At 71.2% G+C, this 19,210-nt stretch carries 23 protein-coding genes; 5 read left to right on the top strand and 18 right to left on the bottom strand.

Going from position 1 to position 19,210, the window contains the following annotated elements:
* Nucleotides 1–174 precede the first annotated feature (174 nt).
* Entirely contained in the window at nucleotides 175–456 is a 282-nt protein-coding gene (locus AB0F10_RS27785; RefSeq protein WP_360631160.1) for a hypothetical protein, read from the top strand.
* Nucleotides 457–700: 244 nt separating this feature from the next.
* Complete coding sequence (locus AB0F10_RS27790) at nucleotides 701–1,105, top strand: winged helix-turn-helix domain-containing protein (RefSeq protein ID WP_360631163.1); 405 nt, start codon at nucleotides 701–703, stop codon at nucleotides 1,103–1,105.
* Nucleotides 1,106–1,127: 22 nt separating this feature from the next.
* Here AB0F10_RS27790 and AB0F10_RS27795 read toward each other — a convergent pair whose 3' ends face one another.
* Nucleotides 1,128–1,640 carry a DUF6636 domain-containing protein gene (locus AB0F10_RS27795; protein WP_360631166.1) on the bottom strand — a complete coding sequence of 171 codons (513 nt, stop codon included), beginning with the start codon at nucleotides 1,638–1,640 and terminating at the stop codon, nucleotides 1,128–1,130.
* A gap of 50 nt (nucleotides 1,641–1,690) precedes the next feature.
* Between AB0F10_RS27795 and AB0F10_RS27800 the strand changes: the two genes are divergently transcribed.
* Both AB0F10_RS27800 and AB0F10_RS27805 read left to right on the top strand, forming a co-directional pair.
* Entirely contained in the window at nucleotides 1,691–2,608 is a 918-nt protein-coding gene (locus tag AB0F10_RS27800) for a tyrosine recombinase XerC (protein ID WP_360631169.1), read from the top strand.
* 420 nt (nucleotides 2,609–3,028) lie between these two features.
* The gene (locus AB0F10_RS27805) at nucleotides 3,029–4,216 is read left to right on the top strand and encodes an aminotransferase class V-fold PLP-dependent enzyme (RefSeq protein ID WP_360631172.1); all 1,188 of its coding nucleotides are present in this window, start codon (nucleotides 3,029–3,031) and stop codon (nucleotides 4,214–4,216) included.
* Nucleotides 4,217–4,304: 88 nt separating this feature from the next.
* On the opposite strand, the gene AB0F10_RS27810 is transcribed toward AB0F10_RS27805, so the two are convergent.
* The 17 genes from AB0F10_RS27810 to AB0F10_RS27890 form a co-directional block, all read right to left on the bottom strand.
* Entirely contained in the window at nucleotides 4,305–4,766 is a 462-nt protein-coding gene (locus tag AB0F10_RS27810; RefSeq protein WP_360631175.1) for a M23 family metallopeptidase, read from the bottom strand.
* A 65-nt stretch (nucleotides 4,767–4,831) separates the two neighbouring features.
* Entirely contained in the window at nucleotides 4,832–5,158 is a 327-nt protein-coding gene (locus AB0F10_RS27815) for a DUF2469 domain-containing protein (protein ID WP_023561849.1), read from the bottom strand.
* Nucleotides 5,155–5,973: a ribonuclease HII gene (locus tag AB0F10_RS27820; RefSeq protein ID WP_360631178.1), complete on the bottom strand. Its 819-nt coding sequence runs from the start codon at nucleotides 5,971–5,973 to the stop codon at nucleotides 5,155–5,157. The genes AB0F10_RS27815 and AB0F10_RS27820 overlap by 4 nt, the downstream gene beginning before the upstream one ends.
* Nucleotides 5,973–6,419 carry an NUDIX domain-containing protein gene (locus AB0F10_RS27825; protein WP_360631180.1) on the bottom strand — a complete coding sequence of 149 codons (447 nt, stop codon included), beginning with the start codon at nucleotides 6,417–6,419 and terminating at the stop codon, nucleotides 5,973–5,975. Before AB0F10_RS27825 ends, AB0F10_RS27820 begins: the two co-directional genes overlap by 1 nt.
* Before the next feature lie 41 nt (nucleotides 6,420–6,460).
* Entirely contained in the window at nucleotides 6,461–7,114 is a 654-nt protein-coding gene (lepB, locus tag AB0F10_RS27830) for a signal peptidase I (RefSeq protein WP_360631183.1), read from the bottom strand.
* On the bottom strand, nucleotides 7,111–7,995 hold the full coding sequence (lepB, locus tag AB0F10_RS27835) for a signal peptidase I (RefSeq protein ID WP_360631186.1): 885 nt from the start codon (nucleotides 7,993–7,995) through the stop codon (nucleotides 7,111–7,113). The genes lepB (AB0F10_RS27830) and lepB (AB0F10_RS27835) overlap by 4 nt, the downstream gene beginning before the upstream one ends.
* Before the next feature lie 227 nt (nucleotides 7,996–8,222).
* A complete protein-coding gene (rplS, locus tag AB0F10_RS27840; protein ID WP_023561854.1) occupies nucleotides 8,223–8,582 on the bottom strand; it encodes a 50S ribosomal protein L19 in 360 nt (119 codons plus the stop codon).
* 127 nt (nucleotides 8,583–8,709) lie between these two features.
* Nucleotides 8,710–9,474 carry a tRNA (guanosine(37)-N1)-methyltransferase TrmD gene (gene trmD, locus AB0F10_RS27845; RefSeq protein WP_360631189.1) on the bottom strand — a complete coding sequence of 255 codons (765 nt, stop codon included), beginning with the start codon at nucleotides 9,472–9,474 and terminating at the stop codon, nucleotides 8,710–8,712.
* A gap of 15 nt (nucleotides 9,475–9,489) precedes the next feature.
* The gene (gene rimM, locus AB0F10_RS27850) at nucleotides 9,490–10,056 is read right to left on the bottom strand and encodes a ribosome maturation factor RimM (protein ID WP_360631236.1); all 567 of its coding nucleotides are present in this window, start codon (nucleotides 10,054–10,056) and stop codon (nucleotides 9,490–9,492) included.
* Between the two features lie 14 nt (nucleotides 10,057–10,070).
* Nucleotides 10,071–10,328, bottom strand: a complete 258-nt coding sequence (locus AB0F10_RS27855; RefSeq protein WP_184990105.1) for an RNA-binding protein — start codon at nucleotides 10,326–10,328, stop codon at nucleotides 10,071–10,073.
* Complete coding sequence (gene rpsP, locus AB0F10_RS27860; protein WP_360631194.1) at nucleotides 10,306–10,860, bottom strand: 30S ribosomal protein S16; 555 nt, start codon at nucleotides 10,858–10,860, stop codon at nucleotides 10,306–10,308. Before rpsP ends, AB0F10_RS27855 begins: the two co-directional genes overlap by 23 nt.
* A 350-nt stretch (nucleotides 10,861–11,210) precedes the next feature.
* On the bottom strand, nucleotides 11,211–11,864 hold the full coding sequence (locus AB0F10_RS27865; protein ID WP_360631197.1) for a DUF402 domain-containing protein: 654 nt from the start codon (nucleotides 11,862–11,864) through the stop codon (nucleotides 11,211–11,213).
* A 2-nt stretch (nucleotides 11,865–11,866) separates the two neighbouring features.
* Nucleotides 11,867–13,273, bottom strand: a complete 1,407-nt coding sequence (gene proS, locus AB0F10_RS27870) for a proline--tRNA ligase (RefSeq protein WP_360631200.1) — start codon at nucleotides 13,271–13,273, stop codon at nucleotides 11,867–11,869.
* Between the two features lie 151 nt (nucleotides 13,274–13,424).
* Nucleotides 13,425–14,501 carry an amidohydrolase family protein gene (locus tag AB0F10_RS27875; protein ID WP_360631203.1) on the bottom strand — a complete coding sequence of 359 codons (1,077 nt, stop codon included), beginning with the start codon at nucleotides 14,499–14,501 and terminating at the stop codon, nucleotides 13,425–13,427.
* A 26-nt stretch (nucleotides 14,502–14,527) separates the two neighbouring features.
* On the bottom strand, nucleotides 14,528–15,115 hold the full coding sequence (locus AB0F10_RS27880) for a Uma2 family endonuclease (protein ID WP_360631206.1): 588 nt from the start codon (nucleotides 15,113–15,115) through the stop codon (nucleotides 14,528–14,530).
* Nucleotides 15,116–15,181: 66 nt separating this feature from the next.
* Nucleotides 15,182–16,738 (bottom strand): signal recognition particle protein, encoded by a 1,557-nt coding sequence (ffh, locus tag AB0F10_RS27885; protein WP_360631209.1) that lies wholly within the window; start codon nucleotides 16,736–16,738, stop codon nucleotides 15,182–15,184.
* A 64-nt stretch (nucleotides 16,739–16,802) separates the two neighbouring features.
* The gene (locus AB0F10_RS27890; protein ID WP_360631212.1) at nucleotides 16,803–17,042 is read right to left on the bottom strand and encodes a hypothetical protein; all 240 of its coding nucleotides are present in this window, start codon (nucleotides 17,040–17,042) and stop codon (nucleotides 16,803–16,805) included.
* Nucleotides 17,043–17,344: 302 nt separating this feature from the next.
* Between AB0F10_RS27890 and AB0F10_RS27895 the strand changes: the two genes are divergently transcribed.
* Nucleotides 17,345–19,204 carry a stealth conserved region 3 domain-containing protein gene (locus AB0F10_RS27895; RefSeq protein ID WP_360631215.1) on the top strand — a complete coding sequence of 620 codons (1,860 nt, stop codon included), beginning with the start codon at nucleotides 17,345–17,347 and terminating at the stop codon, nucleotides 19,202–19,204.
* The last annotated feature ends 6 nt before the right edge of the window (nucleotides 19,205–19,210 follow it).

Here is a 19,210-nt window from a genome sequence, read left to right on the forward strand (position 1 = left end):
CGGCCAGACCGGACCGAGCGGATTCATCCGGGGAGGCGACGCCTGGGGCGCCGACGCCGCGGCCCAGGCCCGCGCGCCCGCCTGGGCCGCGCCCACCGTGCTGCTCTCGCAGGTCGGACGCGCCGGCGATCTCACACCGGCCCAGGCATACCGGGCCGGCCAGGGCCGCCGGTGGTGAGCGCCCGGGAGACAGTGGAGCATCTCGGCGCCCGGCCCACCTGGGACTGCAACGCCTGCGGGCACCCCTGGCCGTGCGCGCAGGCAAAGGACGAGTTGCTCGCCGAGTTTCACCGGCATCCGTCCAGCCTGACGATCTACATGTCGTCCCACCTGTGTGAGGCGATGAACGATCTCACCGCACACGGCGAAGCACCGCCTCCAGATCTCTACGAGCGCTTCCTCTCGTGGGTGCGGCCGGGCCTCACCGGCCTGCCGAGCCAGGAACCCCTGGAGTGAACACCGCCACGGCCGACGCCGGGCGGGCGGACACATCGGATTCCAGTCGACGTTCGGCATGACCGCTCCCGGATGTCGCAGCAATTAGGGCAGACGGCGGCCGGGACCTCGCAGGGACCGCCGACCGCCGCCGCCTTGCACCACCCGATCGAGCTAGGCCTTCTCAGCGTGGCCGTAGGAGCGTATCGACAATCGAACATACGTACAATGCTATGGAGCATCGTGACCACGTACGGTGTGAGTCATGATCGATCCCTCGGCAGACCGCGCGGTCTTCCGCCAGCTCGCCGATCTGTTGCGCGACCAGATCGAGTCCGGCAGCCTCGCCCCCGGCGAGCCGCTGCCCAGCGAATTGCGCCTGGCCCAGGAGTACGGCATCAGTCGCACCACCGTGCGCCAGGCCATCGGCCAGCTGCGCACGGAGGGACTGGTCACCGTCGACCGGCCACGGGGGACGTTCGTCCGGGTGCCGGAGCCGACCGAGACCGTGACCCTCGGCCGCGGCGAGCGCGCGGGCGCCCGCATGCCGACCGACGCGGAGCGCCGGCAGTACCGCTTGGGCGAGGGCGTCCCGGTGCTGGTTGTCACGGCGACCGACGGCACCAGAACGGTGCACCCGGCGGACCGGGTCCAGCTCACCCGCCCCTGACCCACTGGCCCCGGAGCCGGGGTCAGAACATGTCGTACTTCTCCACCGACAGCGCGAAGCCGTGCCCCGTCGCCGTGTTCTCGCAGCGCATCGCCGTCCGCTCGCTGCCGCAGGTGAAGTCGCCCGCCCGCACGGCGTTCCCGTACTTCAGCGTCTCCGTCGCGCCCAGCACCGTGTCTCCCGCGCAGGTGAACGCCGGCTCCTCCGACTTGGACAGCGCGATTCCGCCGGCCCAGTCCAGGTCGCAGTCGTCCGGCGCCGGCGGCGGCTTCCAGGACTTCTTCACGATGTCGCAGCGCGCGACGTTCTTGTCGACGTAGCAGCCGATGTTTCCCGACGGCGAGACGAAGTTGGCCTCGGTCACCGTCTCCGCCGGCAGGGTCGGCTGGGTCGGCTCGGCCGGCTGGGCCGGCGCATTCCCGAGACCCGCACTCGCCGGTGACGGCGGCGCCGCGTCCGGCCCGTCCTGAGGGCTCGAACACGCCCCAAGCGCCAGCACCAGCAGGACCGCCGCCCAACCGCGCCCTGATGTCATCTCTACCCCCGAGCCTCAACGCGGAATGATAGGGGCGTGGAGCAAGGACGATGAGCACCCGCGAGGTTCACGAGGCGCTTCCGGGCGCCATGCGCCAGGCCGTCGACGACTTCGGCCTGCATCTCGCCCGGGTCGACAACCGCTCGGCGCACACCGTTCGCGCCTACGTCGGCGACGTCGTCTCCCTGCTCGACCACGCCGCCCGGCTCGGCTGCGCCGCGCCCGCCGACCTCGACATCGCCGTGCTCCGGGGCTGGCTCGCGCAGCGGATGACCGACGGCGCCGCGCGCACCTCGCAGGCGCGGCGGGCCGCGGCCGCGCGCACGTTCACCGCCTGGGCGCACCGGTCCGGGTCGGCCCCGGCCGACGTCGGCGCGGCCTTGTCCAGCCCCCGGGCGCATCGCGATCTCCCGTCGGTGCTGCGCGCCGATCAGGCGGCGGACCTGGTCGTCACCGCGGCCGACCCGCATTCGGTACGCGACCGGGCGGTGCTCGAACTGCTCTACGCGACCGGCGTACGGGTCAGCGAGCTGTGCGGCCTGGACGTGGCGGACCTGGACGAGGGGCGCCGGGTCGTGCGCGTCTTCGGCAAGGGCGCCAAGGAGCGGGTCGTCCCCTACGGCATACCCGCCCAGCGGGCCCTCGACGACTGGCTGCTGCGGGGGCGGGCCGCCGTCGCGCACGCCGGCAGCGGTGACGCGCTCTTCCTGGGTGCCCGGGGCGGTCGGCTGCAGCCGACCCTGGTCCGCCGGATCGTGGCCTCCGCCGCGCGGGGCTCCGGGCTTCCGCACACCAGCCCGCACGACCTGCGCCACGCCGCCGCCACGCACCTGCTGGACGGGGGCGCCGACCTGCGCGCCGTGCAGGACCTGCTCGGGCACGCCTCGCTGTCGAGCACCCAGATCTACACCCACGTCTCGACCGAACGCCTCCGCGCCGCCTTCAAACAGGCACACCCCCGCGCCTGACCACGCCGATGAGGTCCCGCGGGTGGCCGCACCGCCGTTCGCTTCCTAGACGATCGCCACCACGCCAAACCGCGCCCCGCAGCACGATCCGCCGCGGGGCGCGGACCACTCTCAGGTCGGACGACAGACCTCCGATCCCAGGGCAGCGTGCGAGGACGGCAAGCAACAACGAGCAATGTCAGCCTGGCCCCGGGCGGCGCCGACCGGCCGAGGATCTCCACCACCGGCGGGAAGGCGGTCGGCCGCGTGATGGACGACGAGTCCAACGGCATCCGGCTGGTGGCGCCGGCCGGCCAGAAAGGTCCGGAACATCGATCCCGCCGGGTGCCGCCGTCCTGGCCGCGTTGAAAGGCGCAACCAGCGCCACCTTGAAAAAGGCTCAACCGGGACCGCGGCCGGATCGACCCGTACGATCACAGGGTGAGCGCCGGAGATCCGCCCCCGCCCATCCCGGGAGCGCGGCTCCTGTTCTCCCTGGATGCGGCCACCGCCTATCTGAATCACGGCTCATTCGGCGCCGTACCGATCGGCGTGCAGCGGGCCCAGCAGCGGCTGCGGGACGAGGTCGACCGCAATCCCATGTCGTTCTTCGTGCATCCGGGGCTCACCGACCGCATCGTCCACACGCGACGGCACCTGGCCGCCTTCCTCGGCGCCGATCCGGACGGCAGCGCCCTGATGCCCAACACCACCGCCGCGGTCTCGCTCGTGCTGCAGTCGGTGCGGCTCACCTCCGGCGACGAGGTGCTGCTCACCGACCACGGCTACGGCTCCAACGCCTTCGCGGTGCGGCGCCAGTGCCGGCGCGACGGCGCCAGCGCGCGGACCGTCGCCCTCGCGCTGGACGCCGCCGACGCCGAGGTCGTCGCCCGGATCCGGGGCGCGCTGCGGCCCGGCAAGACCAAGCTGCTGATCGTCGACCAGATCACCTCCCCCACCGCCAAGGTGCTGCCGGTGCGGGAGATCGTCGCGGCCGCCCGCGAGCACGAGATCCCCGTCCTCGTCGACGCCGCGCACGTGCCGGGCATGCTGCCGGTCGACGTCGACCGGATCGGCGCCGACTTCTGGGTGGGCAACCTGCACAAGTGGGCGTACGCACCGAGGGGCACGGCCCTGCTCGCCGTGGCGCCGGCCTGGCGCCGCCGGATCGAGCCGCTCGTCGTCTCCTGGGAGCAGGACTCGGGCTTCCCGCTCGCGGTCGAGTTCCAGGGCACCGTGGACTACACGCCGTGGCTCGCCGCCCCGGCCGGGCTGTTCACCCTGCGCACCCTCGGCCTCGACGCGGTGCGCGCGCACAACGCGGCGCTGGCGGCGTACGGGCAGCGGGTTGTCGGAGCGGGCCTCGGCCTCGCGCCGGCCGACCTGCCGGACCCGGGCGCGGCCGAGGCCGCGATGCGGATCCTGCCGCTGCCGACCGGGATGGCCACGACGCAGCCGGAGGCGACCGCGCTGCGCCAGCAGATCGCCGACAAGCTGGCCACGGAGGTCGCGATCAACGCGTGGGGCGGCCGCGGGTGGCTGCGGCTGAGCGCGCAGGTCTACAACAGGGCGGACGAGTTCGACCGGCTCGCCGAGCGCCTGCCACCCCTGCTCGCCGCCCTGCGCTGACTCACAGCGGGCGCAGCCGCACGCGCCTCACAGCCGGGCGCACGCGCCCCACAACCGCCGCACGCGCCCACAACCGGGCGCACGCGCCTCACAGCGGGCGCAGGCGCACGCGGCCGAGGCCCAGCAGGATGAGCGGATCGAGGTATTCGCCGCCGCGGCGCAGCCCCCAGTGCAGACAGGCCGGTGCCGGGCAGCCCGGATGCCCGGCCGCCAGGACGCCGATCTCGTCGCCGGCCGCCACGACCGCTCCGGGCCGCAGGTCGCTCAGCACCGGCTCATAGGTGGTCCGGAGGCCGCCGGGATGCGCGATGCTGACCACGCCCCGCCCCGCGACGCCGCCGGCGAAGACGATCGTGCCCGCACCCGCCGACCGCACCGCTCCGCCGGGTGCCGCGGCCAGGTCGACGCCGCGATGCCCGGGCAGCCAGGGCGCAGGCGGCGGGTCGAAGCGCCGCACGACCACCGGCCCGTCGACCGGCCAGCCGTAGCCCGCCCGGTCGGGCGCGGGCACGCCGGCGAGCACCAGCAGTGCCGAGAGCAGAAAATGCATGCCCGGCATCGTGCTCCTGGCCGGGCCCGGCCGCGACCCCGCCTGTGGATAAACCCGGGCGGCGCCTAGCTGCCGCCGAAGCCCGCCTCATCGGGCAGCGAGATGTCCGGCTTCTCGAGCTCCTCGACGTTGACGTCCTTGAAGGTCATCACGCGGACGTTCTTGACGAAGCGGGCCGGGCGGTACATGTCCCAGACCCAGGCGTCGTGCATCTCGACCTCGAAATACACCTCGCCGTCAGAGTTGCGCACGTGCAGGTCGACCTGGTTCGCCAGGTAGAACCGGCGTTCCGTCTCCACCACGTACGAGAACTGTCGGACGATGTCGCGGTACTCCCGGTAGAGCTGCAGCTCCATCTCGGTCTCGTACTTCTCGAGATCCTCTGCGCTCATCGCTTCTCGCCCTCCATGGCCTCATCTTCCCCCACCGGCACCGGCGGCCGAGGCTGCTCGCCCGACGCCACGCCGACGGTACCCTCCACCGCTGGCCAGAGCATCAGCGGCTCGGCGGTGACGGGGCGCGCAATCGCGGGGCGGCGCGCGCGGGGCGGCCGGTTGCCGCGCCCGGATACCGCGGCCACGTTCACGTACGAGAAGCGGTGCTCGACGCAGGGGCCGTGGCGGACCAGCGCCGCGCTGTGCTCGTCGGTGATGTAGCCCTTGTGCACCGCGAAGCCGTAGTCCGGGAACCGGCCGTCCAGCTCGACCATCAGCCGGTCCCTGGTGACCTTGGCGAGCACGCTGGCCGCCGCCACACAGGCGGCGACGCGGTCGCCCTTCCAGACGGCGAGGCCCGGCGCTGGAAGGCCGTCGACCGGGAACCCGTCCGTGAGTACGTAATCCGGCCTGGTGGTGAGCGACGCGAGCGCGCGGCGCATCGCGGCCAGGTTGCAGACGTGCAGGCCGCGTCCGTCCACCTCGGCCGGCGGGATGATCACCACGGACCAGGCCAGCGCCCGGGCCACCACCTCGCCGTAGACGCGCTCGCGGGCGGCGGCGGTGAGCAACTTGGAGTCGGCCAGTTCGTCGATCTCGCCGCGCCGGCCCTCGGGCAGGATTGCCGCGGCGGCCACCAGCGGCCCGGCACAGGCGCCACGGCCCGCCTCGTCGGCGCCCGCCACGTGCCGGAAGCCGCGGCGCTGCAGCGCGCGCTCGAGGGCGTAGAGGCCGCCTTCGCGGCGCACCACCGTGCGGGGCGGGCTGAGCATCAGCAGGCCCGCCGCAACAGGTCGGCGAGATCTACGGGGTAGATCTCCTCAGTGGAGGCGTCCACCTCCGCCGCCGACCACCAGCGGTGGTCGGTGATGGTCTGCCGCTCGGCCGCGTCGAACCCGCTGGTGTCGACCTGCCACCGCGGCACCCGGAGGACGAAGAAATCCTGTTCCTGCCGGTATTGCCGGTTTTCGTAGCTGAACTCGGCGGTGTCGTGGTGCACCGGCTCGCCCAGGTCGGCGGGCTCGACCTCGAGCCCGGTCTCCTCGAACAACTCCCTGGCGGCGCCGGCCGCGGGCGTCTCGCCCTCGTCCAGGCCACCGCCGGGCGTGAACCACCACCACAGGCCCGGGCGGGCCGGATCGCCGCCGCGCAGCAGCAGCGCCCGGTCCGCCGCGTCGATCAGCAGCACCCGCGCGGCCCGTCGGTCGATGAACGTCACGACCCAAGCCTATTGCGCCCGTGGTCGATCTTGAGCTCGGGTCAGTTGGCGGGCGCCGCGTCCGGGATGGCCTCGAATTCCTTGGGCACCGACAGCCAGGCCGCCCGGCTCACCGGCCAGAAGATCGTGAAGGCCCGGCCGACGACCGCATCGGTCGCGACGGTGGCCTCGTCGATGTTCTTGTCGCTCGTCTCGTAGTGCTCGAGCGAGTCGCCGGAGGCGGAGCGGTGGTCACCCATGACCCAGAGCCGGTTGGCCGGCACCGTGATGTCGAAGTCCTCGTCCGCGGCCGGGTCCTGCCTGCCGTCGGCGTCGGTGTAGATGTAGGGCTCGGGCAGCGAGACCCCGTTGACCATCAGGTGCTCCTTGTCGTCGCAGCAGACCACATGGTCGCCGGCGACGCCGATGATGCGCTTGATGAAGTCTTCGCCCTCCGTGCCGCGCTGCCACTTCGTCGGGGCCTTGAACACCACGATCTCGCCGCGGCGGGGGTCCCGGAAGTCGTAGACGAGCTTGTTGACCAGAACCCGGTCCCAGACGTTGAGCGTGTGCTCCATCGAGGGGGACGGGATGTAGAAGGTCTGCAGAACAAAGGCGCGTACCAGGACGGCGACGAGAATCGCCACACCCAGCAGGATCGGTAGCTCGCGCCAGAACGACCCGCGGCGCTTCTCTTCGGCTTGCTCGTCAATCACGAACGGAGCCTACGTCGCCGCGGCCACAACCACTGACCGGAACGCGCGGATACGCCGACACTTAAGAGAAACGGAAGCGCGACGGCGGCGGCGGCGGGATCGGGTTCGCGCCTGGATTGCCCGGCGGGCGGGGCGGCCGCCACCGGGTGCGCGGCGCCGTACGCCTTCCAGTTGTCGGGCACGGAAAGGCTGGTGAAGTGCTTTGTCGGCCAGACCACCACGAAAGCCCGGCCGATGATGTTGTCGATCGGCACGGGGCCCTGACAGCGGGCGTCCTGGGACACCAGCCGGTGATCGCCCATGACGAACATCTCACCCGGCGGGATGGTCACCTCGGCGAAGCGGCGGCTGGTGCACTGGCGCGGGTTGGGCGGAGCGTCGATGGGCGAGTTCTCGAAGATGTAGGGCTCGTCGATGGGCTCGCCGTTGACCGTGATCCGGCCCTGATCGTCGCAGCAGGCGACCTTGTCGCCCGGCAGTCCGATCACCCGTTTGATGAAGTCACGTTCCCCCGGTCGACTGACACCGACCAGGTCACCGACGGTCCGGCCGAGCTTCGCGCCGAAGTCGTTGCTGAGCGGCTCGGCCGGCTGCTCGGGCGCCCAGTTGTCGGTGCCGCGGAAGACCACGATCTCGCCGCGCACCGGATCGCGCATGTCGTAGACGACCTTGTTGACCAGGACCCGGTCCTTGATCTCGAGGGTGGTCTGCATCGAGCCGGACGGGATGTAGAACGCCTGCACCAGGAAGGTGCGGATCAGGACGGCGAGGCAGAACGCCACCACGAGCAGCAGCGGCAACTCCTGCCAGAGGGGCATCTCCTTGCGTCGGATCACCCGCCCGCGGCGCCGTCCGGACGAGGAGGCTCGATACCCCTGCATCGGTTCCACGCTACGCATCTCCCGCCGCCGTCCGGTCGAGCCGCCCCGGATACAGCACTACCGCCCGAGATCCCCCGTGGGGGGACCAGCCGGGCGGTAGTGCGAATGGTCCACCAACGCGGCGACTGCCGCGGTGGCACTGATTCCCATCCGTCACTGGCGCAAGCGTAATCCGCTCGCGCAGCAAACGTCAGTCCGAGTACATACGGCCCGGATCGCTATGGGGTTCAGCTGACGGTCTGCTTCTCGCGCAGCTCCTTGATCTTGGCCTTCTTGCCACGGAGCTCGCGGAGGTAGTAGAGCTTGGCGCGCCGCACGTCACCGCGGGTCACGACCTCGATGCGGTCCAGCTGCGGGCTGTTGATCGGGTAGGTCCGCTCGACGCCGACGCCGAAGCTGATCTTCCGGACCTTGAAGGTCTCGCGCAGCCCGCCACCCTGGCGGCTGATCACGACGCCCTGGAAGACCTGGACACGGGAGCGGTTGCCCTCGACGACCCGCACGTGCACCTTGACGGTGTCACCGGCCCGGAAGTCAGGAATGTCAGTGCGTCGCGACTGGGCGTCGAGTGCGTCCAGGGTGTTCATCGCTGCATCCTCGTCGTACTCAATGCGCACCGGGAGTTCGATGCGCGAATGGGTGATTCTGACCCTCGGCGAGCGCCATCGGTCCTCGTCCGTCCGCCCACGGCGTGGGGGACTAACGGCAACCTCACTACTTTGCCACACCCGGAGGTGTGATCGGAAATCCGGCCCCCTCCAGGGCCGCCCGGTCGAGCTTGTCGAGCGACTCCGGCGGGTAGGCCGCGAGCATGTCCGGGCGCCGCGAGGCCGTCCGGAGCAGGGATTCCGTGCGCCGCCAGCGGGCGATCCGCCCGTGGTCGCCGGAGCGGAGCACCTCCGGCACCGCGCGGTCGCGCCACGTCGCCGGCTTGGTGTAGACCGGCGCCTCGAGCAGCCCGGCCGCGTGCGACTCCTCGGTGAGCGAGTCCGCGTTGCCGAGCACCCCGGGCAGCAGGCGGGTGATCGCCTCCATGATCACGATGACCGCGACCTCGCCGCCGAACAGCACGTAGTCGCCGAGCGAGACCTCCCGCACCGGCATCCGGGACGCGGCGTCGTCGAGCACCCGCTGGTCGATGCCCTCGTACCGGCCGCACGCGAAGATCAGATGCGGAAGTTCGGCCAGTTCGTGCGCGTCCGCCTGGGTGAACGGCCGGCCGACCGGCGAGGGCACGATCAACTGGGCGGCGGGAGAGGCGACCGCGTCGAGCGCCGCCGCCCAGGGCTCCGGGCGCATGACCATGCCCGGGCCGCCGCCGTACGGGGTGTCGTCGACCGTGCGATGCACGTCGGAGGTCCAGGTGCGCAGGTCGTGCACGGACAACTCGAGGAGCCCGGTGCCCCGCGCCTTGCCGATCAGCGACAGGTCCAGCGGGGTGAAGTAGTCCGGGAAGATCGAGACGATGTCGACGCGCACAGACGGGCCCTTTTTCTACAGATCGAGCAGGCCCTCGGGCAGGTCGACGATCACCTGGCCGCCGGCCAGGTCGACCGTCGGCACCATCTGGGTGACGAACGGGATGAGCGCCGTTCCGCCGCCGGCCTTCTCGAGCACGATGAGGTCGGAGGAGGGCGCGTGGTCGATCCGGTCGATCGTGCCCAGGACCGTGCCGTCGACCGACACCACGCGGAGCCCGGCCAGCTGGTGGTCGTTGAACTCGTCCGGGTCGTCGGGATCGGCGATCTCGGAGCTGTCGATCTGCAGCAGCACGCCGCGCAGCGCCTCCGCGGTGTTGCGGTCGACGACGCCCTCGAACTGGGCGATCCCCTTGCCCTGGTGCCAGCGCACCGACTCGAGCACGAGCTTCGCCGGGACCTGGTAAAGGACACCCGGCACGGCGGCGGCCGCCGGACCGGTGCTCACCCGGCGGTCCCGGGGGACCTCCGTGGTGAACGCCGATCCGGCGGCGAATCTCGCCTCTGGATCATCGGTCCGCACTGTCACCAGCACTTCCCCACGGATGCCGTGGGGCCTACCGATCTGACCGACGACCAGCAACATCAGGCAGCAGCTCAGTACGCGTCGACGATGTCGACGCGGATGCCGCGCCCACCGATCGAACCGATGACCTGACGCAGCGCCTTGGCCGTGCGCCCGCCGCGCCCGATGACCGTTCCCAGGTCCTCGGGGTGGACGCGCACCTCGAGCCGCTTGCCGCGGCGCGAGTCGACCAGCCGGACCCGGACGTCGTCCGGGTTGTCGACGATGCCCTTGACGAGGTGCTCCAGCGCGGGCCGGAGCGCCCCGTCAGTTCCCGTCGGCGCCGGCACCGGCCGGGTCCTTCGCGTCCTCGGCGACGGCCTCGCGGTTGGGCTCGGCCGGGTCGACGGCCTTGGTGGTGGCCGGCTTCGCGGCCGCGGCCTCGGCCGAGGCCGGTGCCTTGTCTGCCGACTTGTCGGCTGCCTTGTCGGCCGACTTCGGGGCCTTCTTCGCCGTCTTGGCGGCCGGAGCGTCCGCGACGCCGGCGGCAGCCTTCGCCTCGGCCTCGTAGGCCGCGGTGCGGCTGACCTTCTCGGGCGCCATGAGCAGCGGCGGCGGGGCCGGCAGGCCCTTGAACTGCTGCCAGTCGCCGGTCTTCTCAAGCAGGCGCTGCACGGCCTCGCTCGGCTGCGCGCCGACCGAGAGCCAGTACTGCACCCGCTCCGACTTCACCTGGATGATCGACGGGTGTTCCTTGGGCTGGTAGATGCCCACGTACTCGATCGCGCGGCCGTCACGCTTGGTGCGCGAGTCGGCGACGACGATGCGGTACTGCGGGTTGCGGATCTTGCCCATCCGAAGGAGCCGGATCTTAACGGCCACGGTCTTGTTCGCTCCTGTTGCATGACGACCGACCCGATCAGTCGGGCCGGTGCGCGGGTGAGCCGACGGAACCCACGTGGGGATATGGGACCGATGCCTCGAGGACTGGCGACACGTGGGGAGTTAGAGGGCAGCTCACGCACGCCGGACTCCCCCATTCTGCCAGAGCAGGGGTGCGACTCCCAATCGGGCCTGTCATTTCGCCGATACCAAGATCAAAATCTGGTGCCTGTCGTGCCTGGTTGCATGGTGCTGACCGTCGCTCACGCCGAGACCGGGCGTGGGCGGCCAATCGCCTGGCGGCTCATGAGCGGCCGCCCACGCCCTGCCAGGTCCGTGCTTGGTGAAGGTCAACTACGGGGTATCGCGGGGCGGTCCCAGCCCGCGGGGAGGGCCGTGGGTACCGGCCAGGACGGGTCCGGGTGGTAGGTCGTCCAGGTGCCGTCGAAGGGGAAATCGCCTGCCTCGATCATCTTGATGACTCGAAGACCCTCGGCGCGGACCGCCTGCTCGTCGCGGACCCAGTAGTGGTCCGGGTAGGCGAGGCGTTCGGTGAACTCGTCCTCGTCCTTCCACTGCCAGGTCCGGTCCGGGTTCGCGACCACGTCGAGGTCCTGGTCGATCACGTCGACGCCGGCCACGTGGCCGTCGTCCCAGCGCAGCGCCCGCTCCTCGAGGTTGACGTACCAGTTGAGGAAGACGCCCTCGTCGTCGCGGAAGAACCAGACCGAGTGGTCGGCCTCCGGCGGGATGAACTTCAGCAGGCCCGGGCCCTGCCAGGTGCGGGGAACGACCTCGGTCTCAAGGCCGATCCACTCGCTGAACGGCATGTCCCGCAGGCCACGGCCGTCCCGGGCCGCCTCGACCACCACCGCCGAGCCGCGGGCCAGCCACAGCAGCAGCCCGCGCTCGTCGTCGACGACGACCCGGCACGGGCGCACGGAGGCGAGCCGCGCGCCGTCGATGTTGCGGTAGAGGACCTCGCGGCCCGGTGCGAACCGCATGCTCAGTAGGAACGCGCCAGGATGGCGATCAGGTTCGGCTCGTCGTCGGCGTCCGGCATCGACCCGTCCTCGCGGAACAGGCAGCGCACGGTCACCGCCTTGCCGTTCGCCTCGGCCTCGCCGTCCGTGCCGACCGCCGACCACGGCACCCGGGCCCAGCCGGTCTGCGCGGCCTCGATCGCCTCGCCCAGCGTCTTGACGTCGACGGTGTTGGCCTCGCGGAAGCTCAGCGCGTCGTCGTACATCCGCTGCTGGTCGGCCTTGAGCGCGCTGACCACGTCGCCCGCGACCTCACCGAGGGCGACGGGCGACTTGGTGCCGTCGATGCGCCGGGCCACGACCGCGTTTCCCGCGGCCAGGTCGCGGGGGCCGACCTCGATGCGTACCGGAATGCCCTGCAGCTCGGCGTCGACCGCCCGGCGGCCGAACGGGATGTCGGCGCGGTCGTCGAGCCTGACCCGTACGCCGGCGGCCTTGAGCTCGTCGCGGAGCTTGGCCGCCGCCTCGGTGACGCCCTCGCCCGCCTTGACCACCATGACCTGCGCCTGGACCGGCGCGATCCGCGGCGGCAGCCGCAGGCCGTTGTCGTCGCCGTGCACCATGATCAGGCCACCCATCATCCGGGTGGAGGTGCCCCAGGACGTGGTCCAGGCGTGCTCGACCGCGCCGGCCGACGACGAGTAGCTGATGTCGAACGCCTTGGCGAAGTTCTGCCCCAGCTCGTGCGAGGTGCCCATCTGCAGGGCCTTCGTGTCGCCCATCATGGCCTCGACGGTCATGGTGTTGGTGGCGCCGGCGAACCGCTCGCCCTTGGTCTTGCGGCCGGGCACCACGGGGATGGCCAGCGTGTTGACCATGAAATCCTCGTACACGTGCTTGTGGATCTCGCGGGCGTAGCGGCGGGCGTCTTCCTCCGTCGCGTGCGCGGTGTGGCCCTCCTGCCAGAGGAACTCGGTCGTCCGCAGGAAGGTGCGCGGCCGCAGCTCCCAGCGCACCACGTTGGCCCACTGATTCAGCAGCAGCGGCAGGTCACGGTAGGAGTCGACCCACTTGGCCATGAACTCACCGATGACCGTCTCGCTGGTCGGGCGCACGACGAGCGGCTCGGCCAGCTGCTTGCCGCCGGCGTGGGTGACCACGGCGAGCTCCGGGGAGAAGCCCTCCACGTGGTCGGCCTCGCGGCGCAGGTAGCTCTCCGGGATGAAGAGCGGGAAGTACGCGTTCTGCGCACCCGCCTCCTTGATCCGGATGTCCATGTCGGCCTGCATGTGCTCCCAGATGGCATAGCCGACCGGCCGGATCACCATCGTCCCGCGCACCGGGCCGTTGTCGGCCAGCTGGGCCTTGGCGATGAGGTCCTGGTACCAGCGGGGAAAGTCCTCCGCACGGGGAGTGAGCACGCGAGCCATGAGGCAGCATCCTAGTCGCGCCCCTCAGGCAACCACCCACGTGGGCATCCCGTGTCCGCCAGGCCCGTTGACCTGGACCAGCTGTACGCCCCCTGGCCCGCCGGAACGGTTGCTCCGCGAGATGGCCCGGCATCACGGACTGAGCTCGCCCTCAGCGCACGACCGCGCCCCGCAGCACGATCCGCCGCGGGGCGCGGACCACTCTCAGGTCACGCCGCGGGTCCTCGGCGTAGACGACGAGGTCCGCGAGGCCGCCCTCGACCAGCCCGGGAAAGCCGAGCCACTCCCGCGCCCGCCAGGACGCCGCGGCGAGCACGTCGACCGCGGGGATGCCGGCCTCGTGCAGCAGCAGCATCTCCTCGGCGGCGAGGCCGTGCCGGATGCTGCCGCCCGCGTCGGTGCCCACGTAGATCGGCACGCCGGCCTCGTGCGCCGCGGCGACCACCCCAGGGAAGCCGTCGCGCAGGGCGATCATGTGATCGGCGTACCCGGGGAATTTGGCGCGGGCCTTGTCCGCGATCCCGCCGAAGGTCCGGATGTTGATCATTGTGGGCACCAGGGCGGTGCCGCGCCGGGCCATCTCGTCGATCAGGTCGAGGGACAGCCCGGTGCCGTGCTCGACCGAGTCGACGCCGGCCCGCACCATCTGCGCGACGCCCTCCTCGGAGAACGTGTGCACGGCCGCCCGGGCACCGGCCGCGTGCGCGGCCTCGACGGCCGCGGCCATGGTGGCCGGGTCCCAGGACGGCGCGAGGTCGCCGACCGACCTGTCGATCCAGTCGCCGACCAGCTTCACCCAGCCGGTGCCGGCCTTGGCCTGCTCGGTGACGGTCGCGGCCACGTCCGCGGCGTCGACCTCGATGCCGATGTCGCGCAGGTAGCGCCGGCTGGGCGCGACGTGGCGGCCGGCCCGGGCCAGGCGGGGAATGCCGGGCTCGTCGTCCAGCTCGGGATACGGGTACGGCGACCCGGCGTCACGCAGCGCGAGCACCCCGGCGTCACGGTCGGTGTGTGCGAGCTCCCGTGCCTCGTCCAGGCTCTCGATGGGCTGGGCGCCGTACTGGATACCGAGGTGACAGTGGGCGTCGACCAGTCCCGGCACGACGAACCCGCCGTCACTGATCGTGTCGGCATCCGCGACCGGTTCGAAGGTGATCCGGTCCCCTACCAGCCAGAGGTCCCGGACTTCTCCGTCGGGCAGGACCGTCCCCCGCACATGCAACGCCATAGGACAGTCCTACCCGATGCCCGACCTCAGTCCTGAGACCGGGCACCCTCAAGCAGCAGGCGCCGCTGTGCGGTCAAGGCCGGCAGGTCCAGCTTCACCGGAAACGGCACGTCGGTAGTGAACACTTCGCGGGTGCTGCCGACCATCTCGTAGTCACCGTTGGCGCCCGGCCGGAACTGGGAGAGCACGATGCCGTCCTCGTACAGCGGATCGATGACCCAGTAGTGGGCGATCCCGGCGGCCGCGTAGACCTTGGCCTTGGCGTACATGTCGCGGAAGTGAGACTCCGGCGAGATCACCTCGACCGCCAGCACCGCGTCCTCGACCGGCACCGGGCTCCGGTTCGCGTGATCAACGCTGATGACGACCACATCGGGCCGCGGTTCGTTGCGACTGTTGACCTTGAGTGAGAGGTCGGTGACGACCATCAACCCCGGAGGGCATCCGGCCTCGAGCACCAACAGCACCCTGACCCCGAGGTTCTGATGAATCGGCGTGGGGGAGGGCAAGATCAACCTTCCGTCGATCAACTCGTAGAGAAGATCCCCGGGAAGGCTCGCCAGATCGTCGACGGTCCAGTCCTGTCTCTGCGGCAGGCTCAACGCAGCGGTCATCGGCTCTCCCTCGAAGGATTCGCCGTTCACGATACTAGACCCCTGACTAGTTGTCGCGTGCCAATCTCAGCGCTTGTCGTCGTCGGGCCGCTTGGTCAGCTTGTTGAAGTCGAGCTTCGGGAGCTTGAAGCCCGGCGGAAGCCCCTGGCCCGGCCCGCCGCCCAGCGCGCTCGGGTCCATGCCCGGCGGCAGCTGCGGCATGCCACCCGGGAAGCCGCCCGGCATGCCGCCGACGCGCGGCCGGTTGCCACCCTTGGTGCCCTTGCGCTTGTTCTTCGGGCTCTTGGTCGCCTTGCGGCGGTTGCCGCCCGGCAGGCCCATCATGCCGCCCATCTGCTTCATCATCTTCTGCGCGTCGACGAAGCGGTTGAGCAACTGGTTGACGTCCATGACCGTCACGCCGGAACCGTTGGCGATGCGGGCGCGGCGGGAGCCGTTGATGATCTTCGGGTTGGTGCGCTCGCCCGGGGTCATCGAGCGGATGATCGCGGTGACCCGGTCGAAGTGGCTGTCGTCGAGCTCGTCCAGCTGGCCCTTCATCTGGCCCATGCCGGGCATCATCGCCAGCACGTTGGCGATCGGTCCCATCCGGCGGACCGCGATCAGCTGGTCGAGGAAGTCCTCGAGGGTGAACTGCTCGCCACCGAGCAGCTTCGAGGTCATCTTCTCCTTCTGATCCTCGTCGAAGGCCTGCTCGGCCTGCTCGATGAGGGTCAGCACGTCACCCATGCCCAGGATGCGGCTCGCCATCCGGTCGGGGTGGAAGATGTCGAAGTCCTCGAGCTTCTCGCCCGTGGACGCGAAGAGGATCGGCTCGCCGGTGACGTGCCGGACCGACAGCGCCGCGCCACCGCGGGCATCGCCGTCCAGCTTGGAGAGGACCACGCCGGTGATGCCGACGCCGTCGCGGAACGCCTCGGCCGTGGTGACCGCGTCCTGACCGACCATCGCGTCGATGACGAAGATGACCTCGTCGGGATCTACGGCGTCGCGGATGTCGCGGGCCTGCTGCATCATCTCCGCGTCGATGCCGAGACGGCCGGCGGTGTCGACGATGACGATGTCCTTCGCCGTCCGCCTGGCGTGCTCGATCGAGTCCTTGGCGACCTGCACCGGGTCGCCGACGCCGTTGCCGGGCGAGGGCGCGTAGACGTCGACGCCGGCCCGGGTGCCGAGGACCTGAAGCTGGTTGACCGCGTTGGGGCGCTGCAGGTCGGCCGCGACCAGCAGGACCTGGTGGTTCTGGCCCTTGAGCCAGCGCGACAGCTTGCCGGCCAGCGTGGTCTTACCGGAACCCTGCAGGCCGGCCAGCATGATCACCGTCGGCGGCTGCTTGGCGAACTGCAGGCGCCGGCCCTCGCCACCGAGGACGGTGATGAGTTCCTCATGGACGATCTTGACGATCTGCTGCGCCGGGTTGAGCGCCTGCGACACCTCGGCGCCGCGGGCCCGCTCCTTGAGGTTGGCGATGAACGACTTGACCACCGGCAGCGCGACGTCCGCCTCGAGCAGCGCGAGACGGATCTCGCGTGCGGTGGCGTCGATGTCGGCGTCGGTGAGCTTGCCCTTGCCGCGGAGCTTGGTGAAGATCCCGGAGAGGCGGTCGCTCAAGGTGTCAAACACGGCGCAACTTCCCGTTGGTCAGAGGTGAGGAGATGACCGCAAGCCTAGCCGCCCGCCGGAACGGTCACCGGTTGCGCATCCGGTACGTCTTCGCGGCCGCCTCGATCCGCCGCTGGTTGCGGGTGCCCGGCGCCAGCGACCGCTTCGCCCGGCCGTACAGGTAGACGCCGCCGCCGACCACGATCGCGCCCACGATCAGGTAGGCCAGGGCGCCGACCAGCACGTGCAGCAGGTTGATCGCGATCCAGCCCACCACGATCACTCCGGCGATCGTCGCCACCAGGTACGCGATTGCTTTGCCCATCTCAGCCTCCCGAGGAGAAATTCGCCGCCGCTTCCACCATGCACCGGCGACGCAACTGTCGCATCGGGGCGGACCCGTAAGGGGTGGACACCGGCCGTTCGACCCCGCCACCTGCACAAATCCCGTATACCGCAGATAACAGGCGCCACTCCAGGCCCCTCCGCGGCTCGCGTGGCGACATGGCACAGATGTCCGAAAAGCCGATATCGACCGCAACCTTCCGATGAATCCCGCCGTTGAGGCACGAGGAACCGGGCGGCTGATCAACCGGCCCCGACGACATCCGGCGGAAGGACTACGGCGTGTCTCTGCGGCGGATCCTGCGATTAGCGCCCTGGGGAGTCCGAGCGCGCATCTTCACCTCCGTGCAGCGGCGGGTCCTGCCCCGGGTCGCGCCCGAGCAGCGTTTCGGCCTGGCCCGGAGGATCGTGCCGCTGTCGCACCCGCCCCGGCTGCCGCTGATGCGGGTCGCCGCGGGAGCGCCGACCATGCGGGTCCGCACCGGCCAGGGCTGGGTCACGGCCCGCCGGGACGCCACCGCCAGCCCGGTGCAGGCGCGCCGGCAGAACCTCGACCGCACCATCGCCGCCCTGGCCACGGCGGGCGTCGACTGGTTCCGGGTGCCCGCCCGCTCGTTCCGGCACACCGCGCTGGCCGTACCGGCGCGGGACCGGGCCGTGGTGCTGCGGATGCTCGAGGACCTCACGTCGGGCGGCACCGGGCTGCTCGAGGTCGTCCGGCCGCGCGGCCGCGGCGGCCGGCGGGCCCGGCGCGCCGCCGGCGTCCTGCGGGTCTGCTGGCCGGTCACCGACCCGGACGGCAATCTGGTGCTCGGTACCGACGTCGGCTGCGAGATCGAGTTCTGGAGCGAGCGGGACGGCAACCTGATCGGCCCGCGCAGCCGGGCCGACGTGATACCGGCCGACGGGCCCGTGGTCAGCGCGCCCGAGATCGCCTTCGGCCCGTTCTGCGCGCCGGACGACACCACCCGCTACCGGACCCGGGAGCAGTTCACGCTGCCCACCCCGGAGCGGATCAGCTTTCCGATCGACGCCGTGTACACCTGGGTCGACGGCGCCGACCCGGCCTGGCAGGCCCGCAAGGCGACCGCGATGGCCGAGAACACCTGGCTGGACGACATGCGGCCGCTGTCCGCCAACGACTCCCGATACGCCTCCCGCGACGAGCTTCGCTACTCGCTGCGCGCCCTGCACTGCTTCGCACCCTGGGTACGGCACATCTTCCTGGTCACCGACGACCAGGTGCCGGCCTGGCTGGACACCGAGCACCCCCGGATCACGGTCGTCAGCCACCGGGAGATCTTCGGCGCGACCGGCACGCTGCCGACCTTCAACTCGCAGGCCATCGAGTCGCGGCTGCACCGCATCCCGGGCCTCAGCGAGCACTTCCTCTACCTCAACGACGACGTCTTCCTGGGCCGGCCGGTCTCGCCGGAGATGTTCTTCACCCCCGGCGGGCTGACCCGCTTCTTCCCGTCGCCGGCGCGCGTCGACTCCGCGCCGCGCAGCCCGGGCGACCCGCCCGCCGACTCGGCCGGCAAGAACAACCGGGAGCTGATCAAGGCGGCGTTCGGGCGGGTGCTGACCCGCAAGATGATGCACACCCCGCACCCGTCGCGGCGCACCGTCATCGAGGAGATCGAGAACCGGTTCGCCGAGCACGTCGCCGCGACCGCCTCGCACCAGTTCCGGCACCCCGACGACATCTCGCTGCTCTCGTCGCTGCAGCAGTACTACGCCTACCTGACCGGCCGGGCCGTGTCCGCGACGATCAACTACGGATACAACGACCTGGCGGATCCGGCCACGCCGTTCAAGCTCGCCCTGCTGCTGCGCAAGCGCCACCTCGACGCGTTCTGCCTCAACGACACCGACTGCTCGGGCGTCACCGCGGTCGATCAGGCCGCGCTGCTCGGCGACTTCCTCCCCGCGTACCTGCCGTTCGTCTCGCCGTACGAGCTGGCCGAGCCGCGGCCCGCGACCGCGCCGCTCGCGCAGGTCACCGCGCCGCCGCCGCACCTGGCCCGGCAGATCGGCCGGCGGGCCGGGGCGGCCGCGCCCGTCGCCGACGTCACCGTGGCCGCCCTGGCCGCCGGCGCGGGCACGGGCGAGCCCACCGCCACCAACACGCCCGTCGCCTGACGCGCA

The sequence above is a fragment of the Actinoplanes sp. NPDC026623 genome (assembly GCF_040638275.1).
Lineage (GTDB): Bacteria > Actinomycetota > Actinomycetes > Mycobacteriales > Micromonosporaceae > Actinoplanes.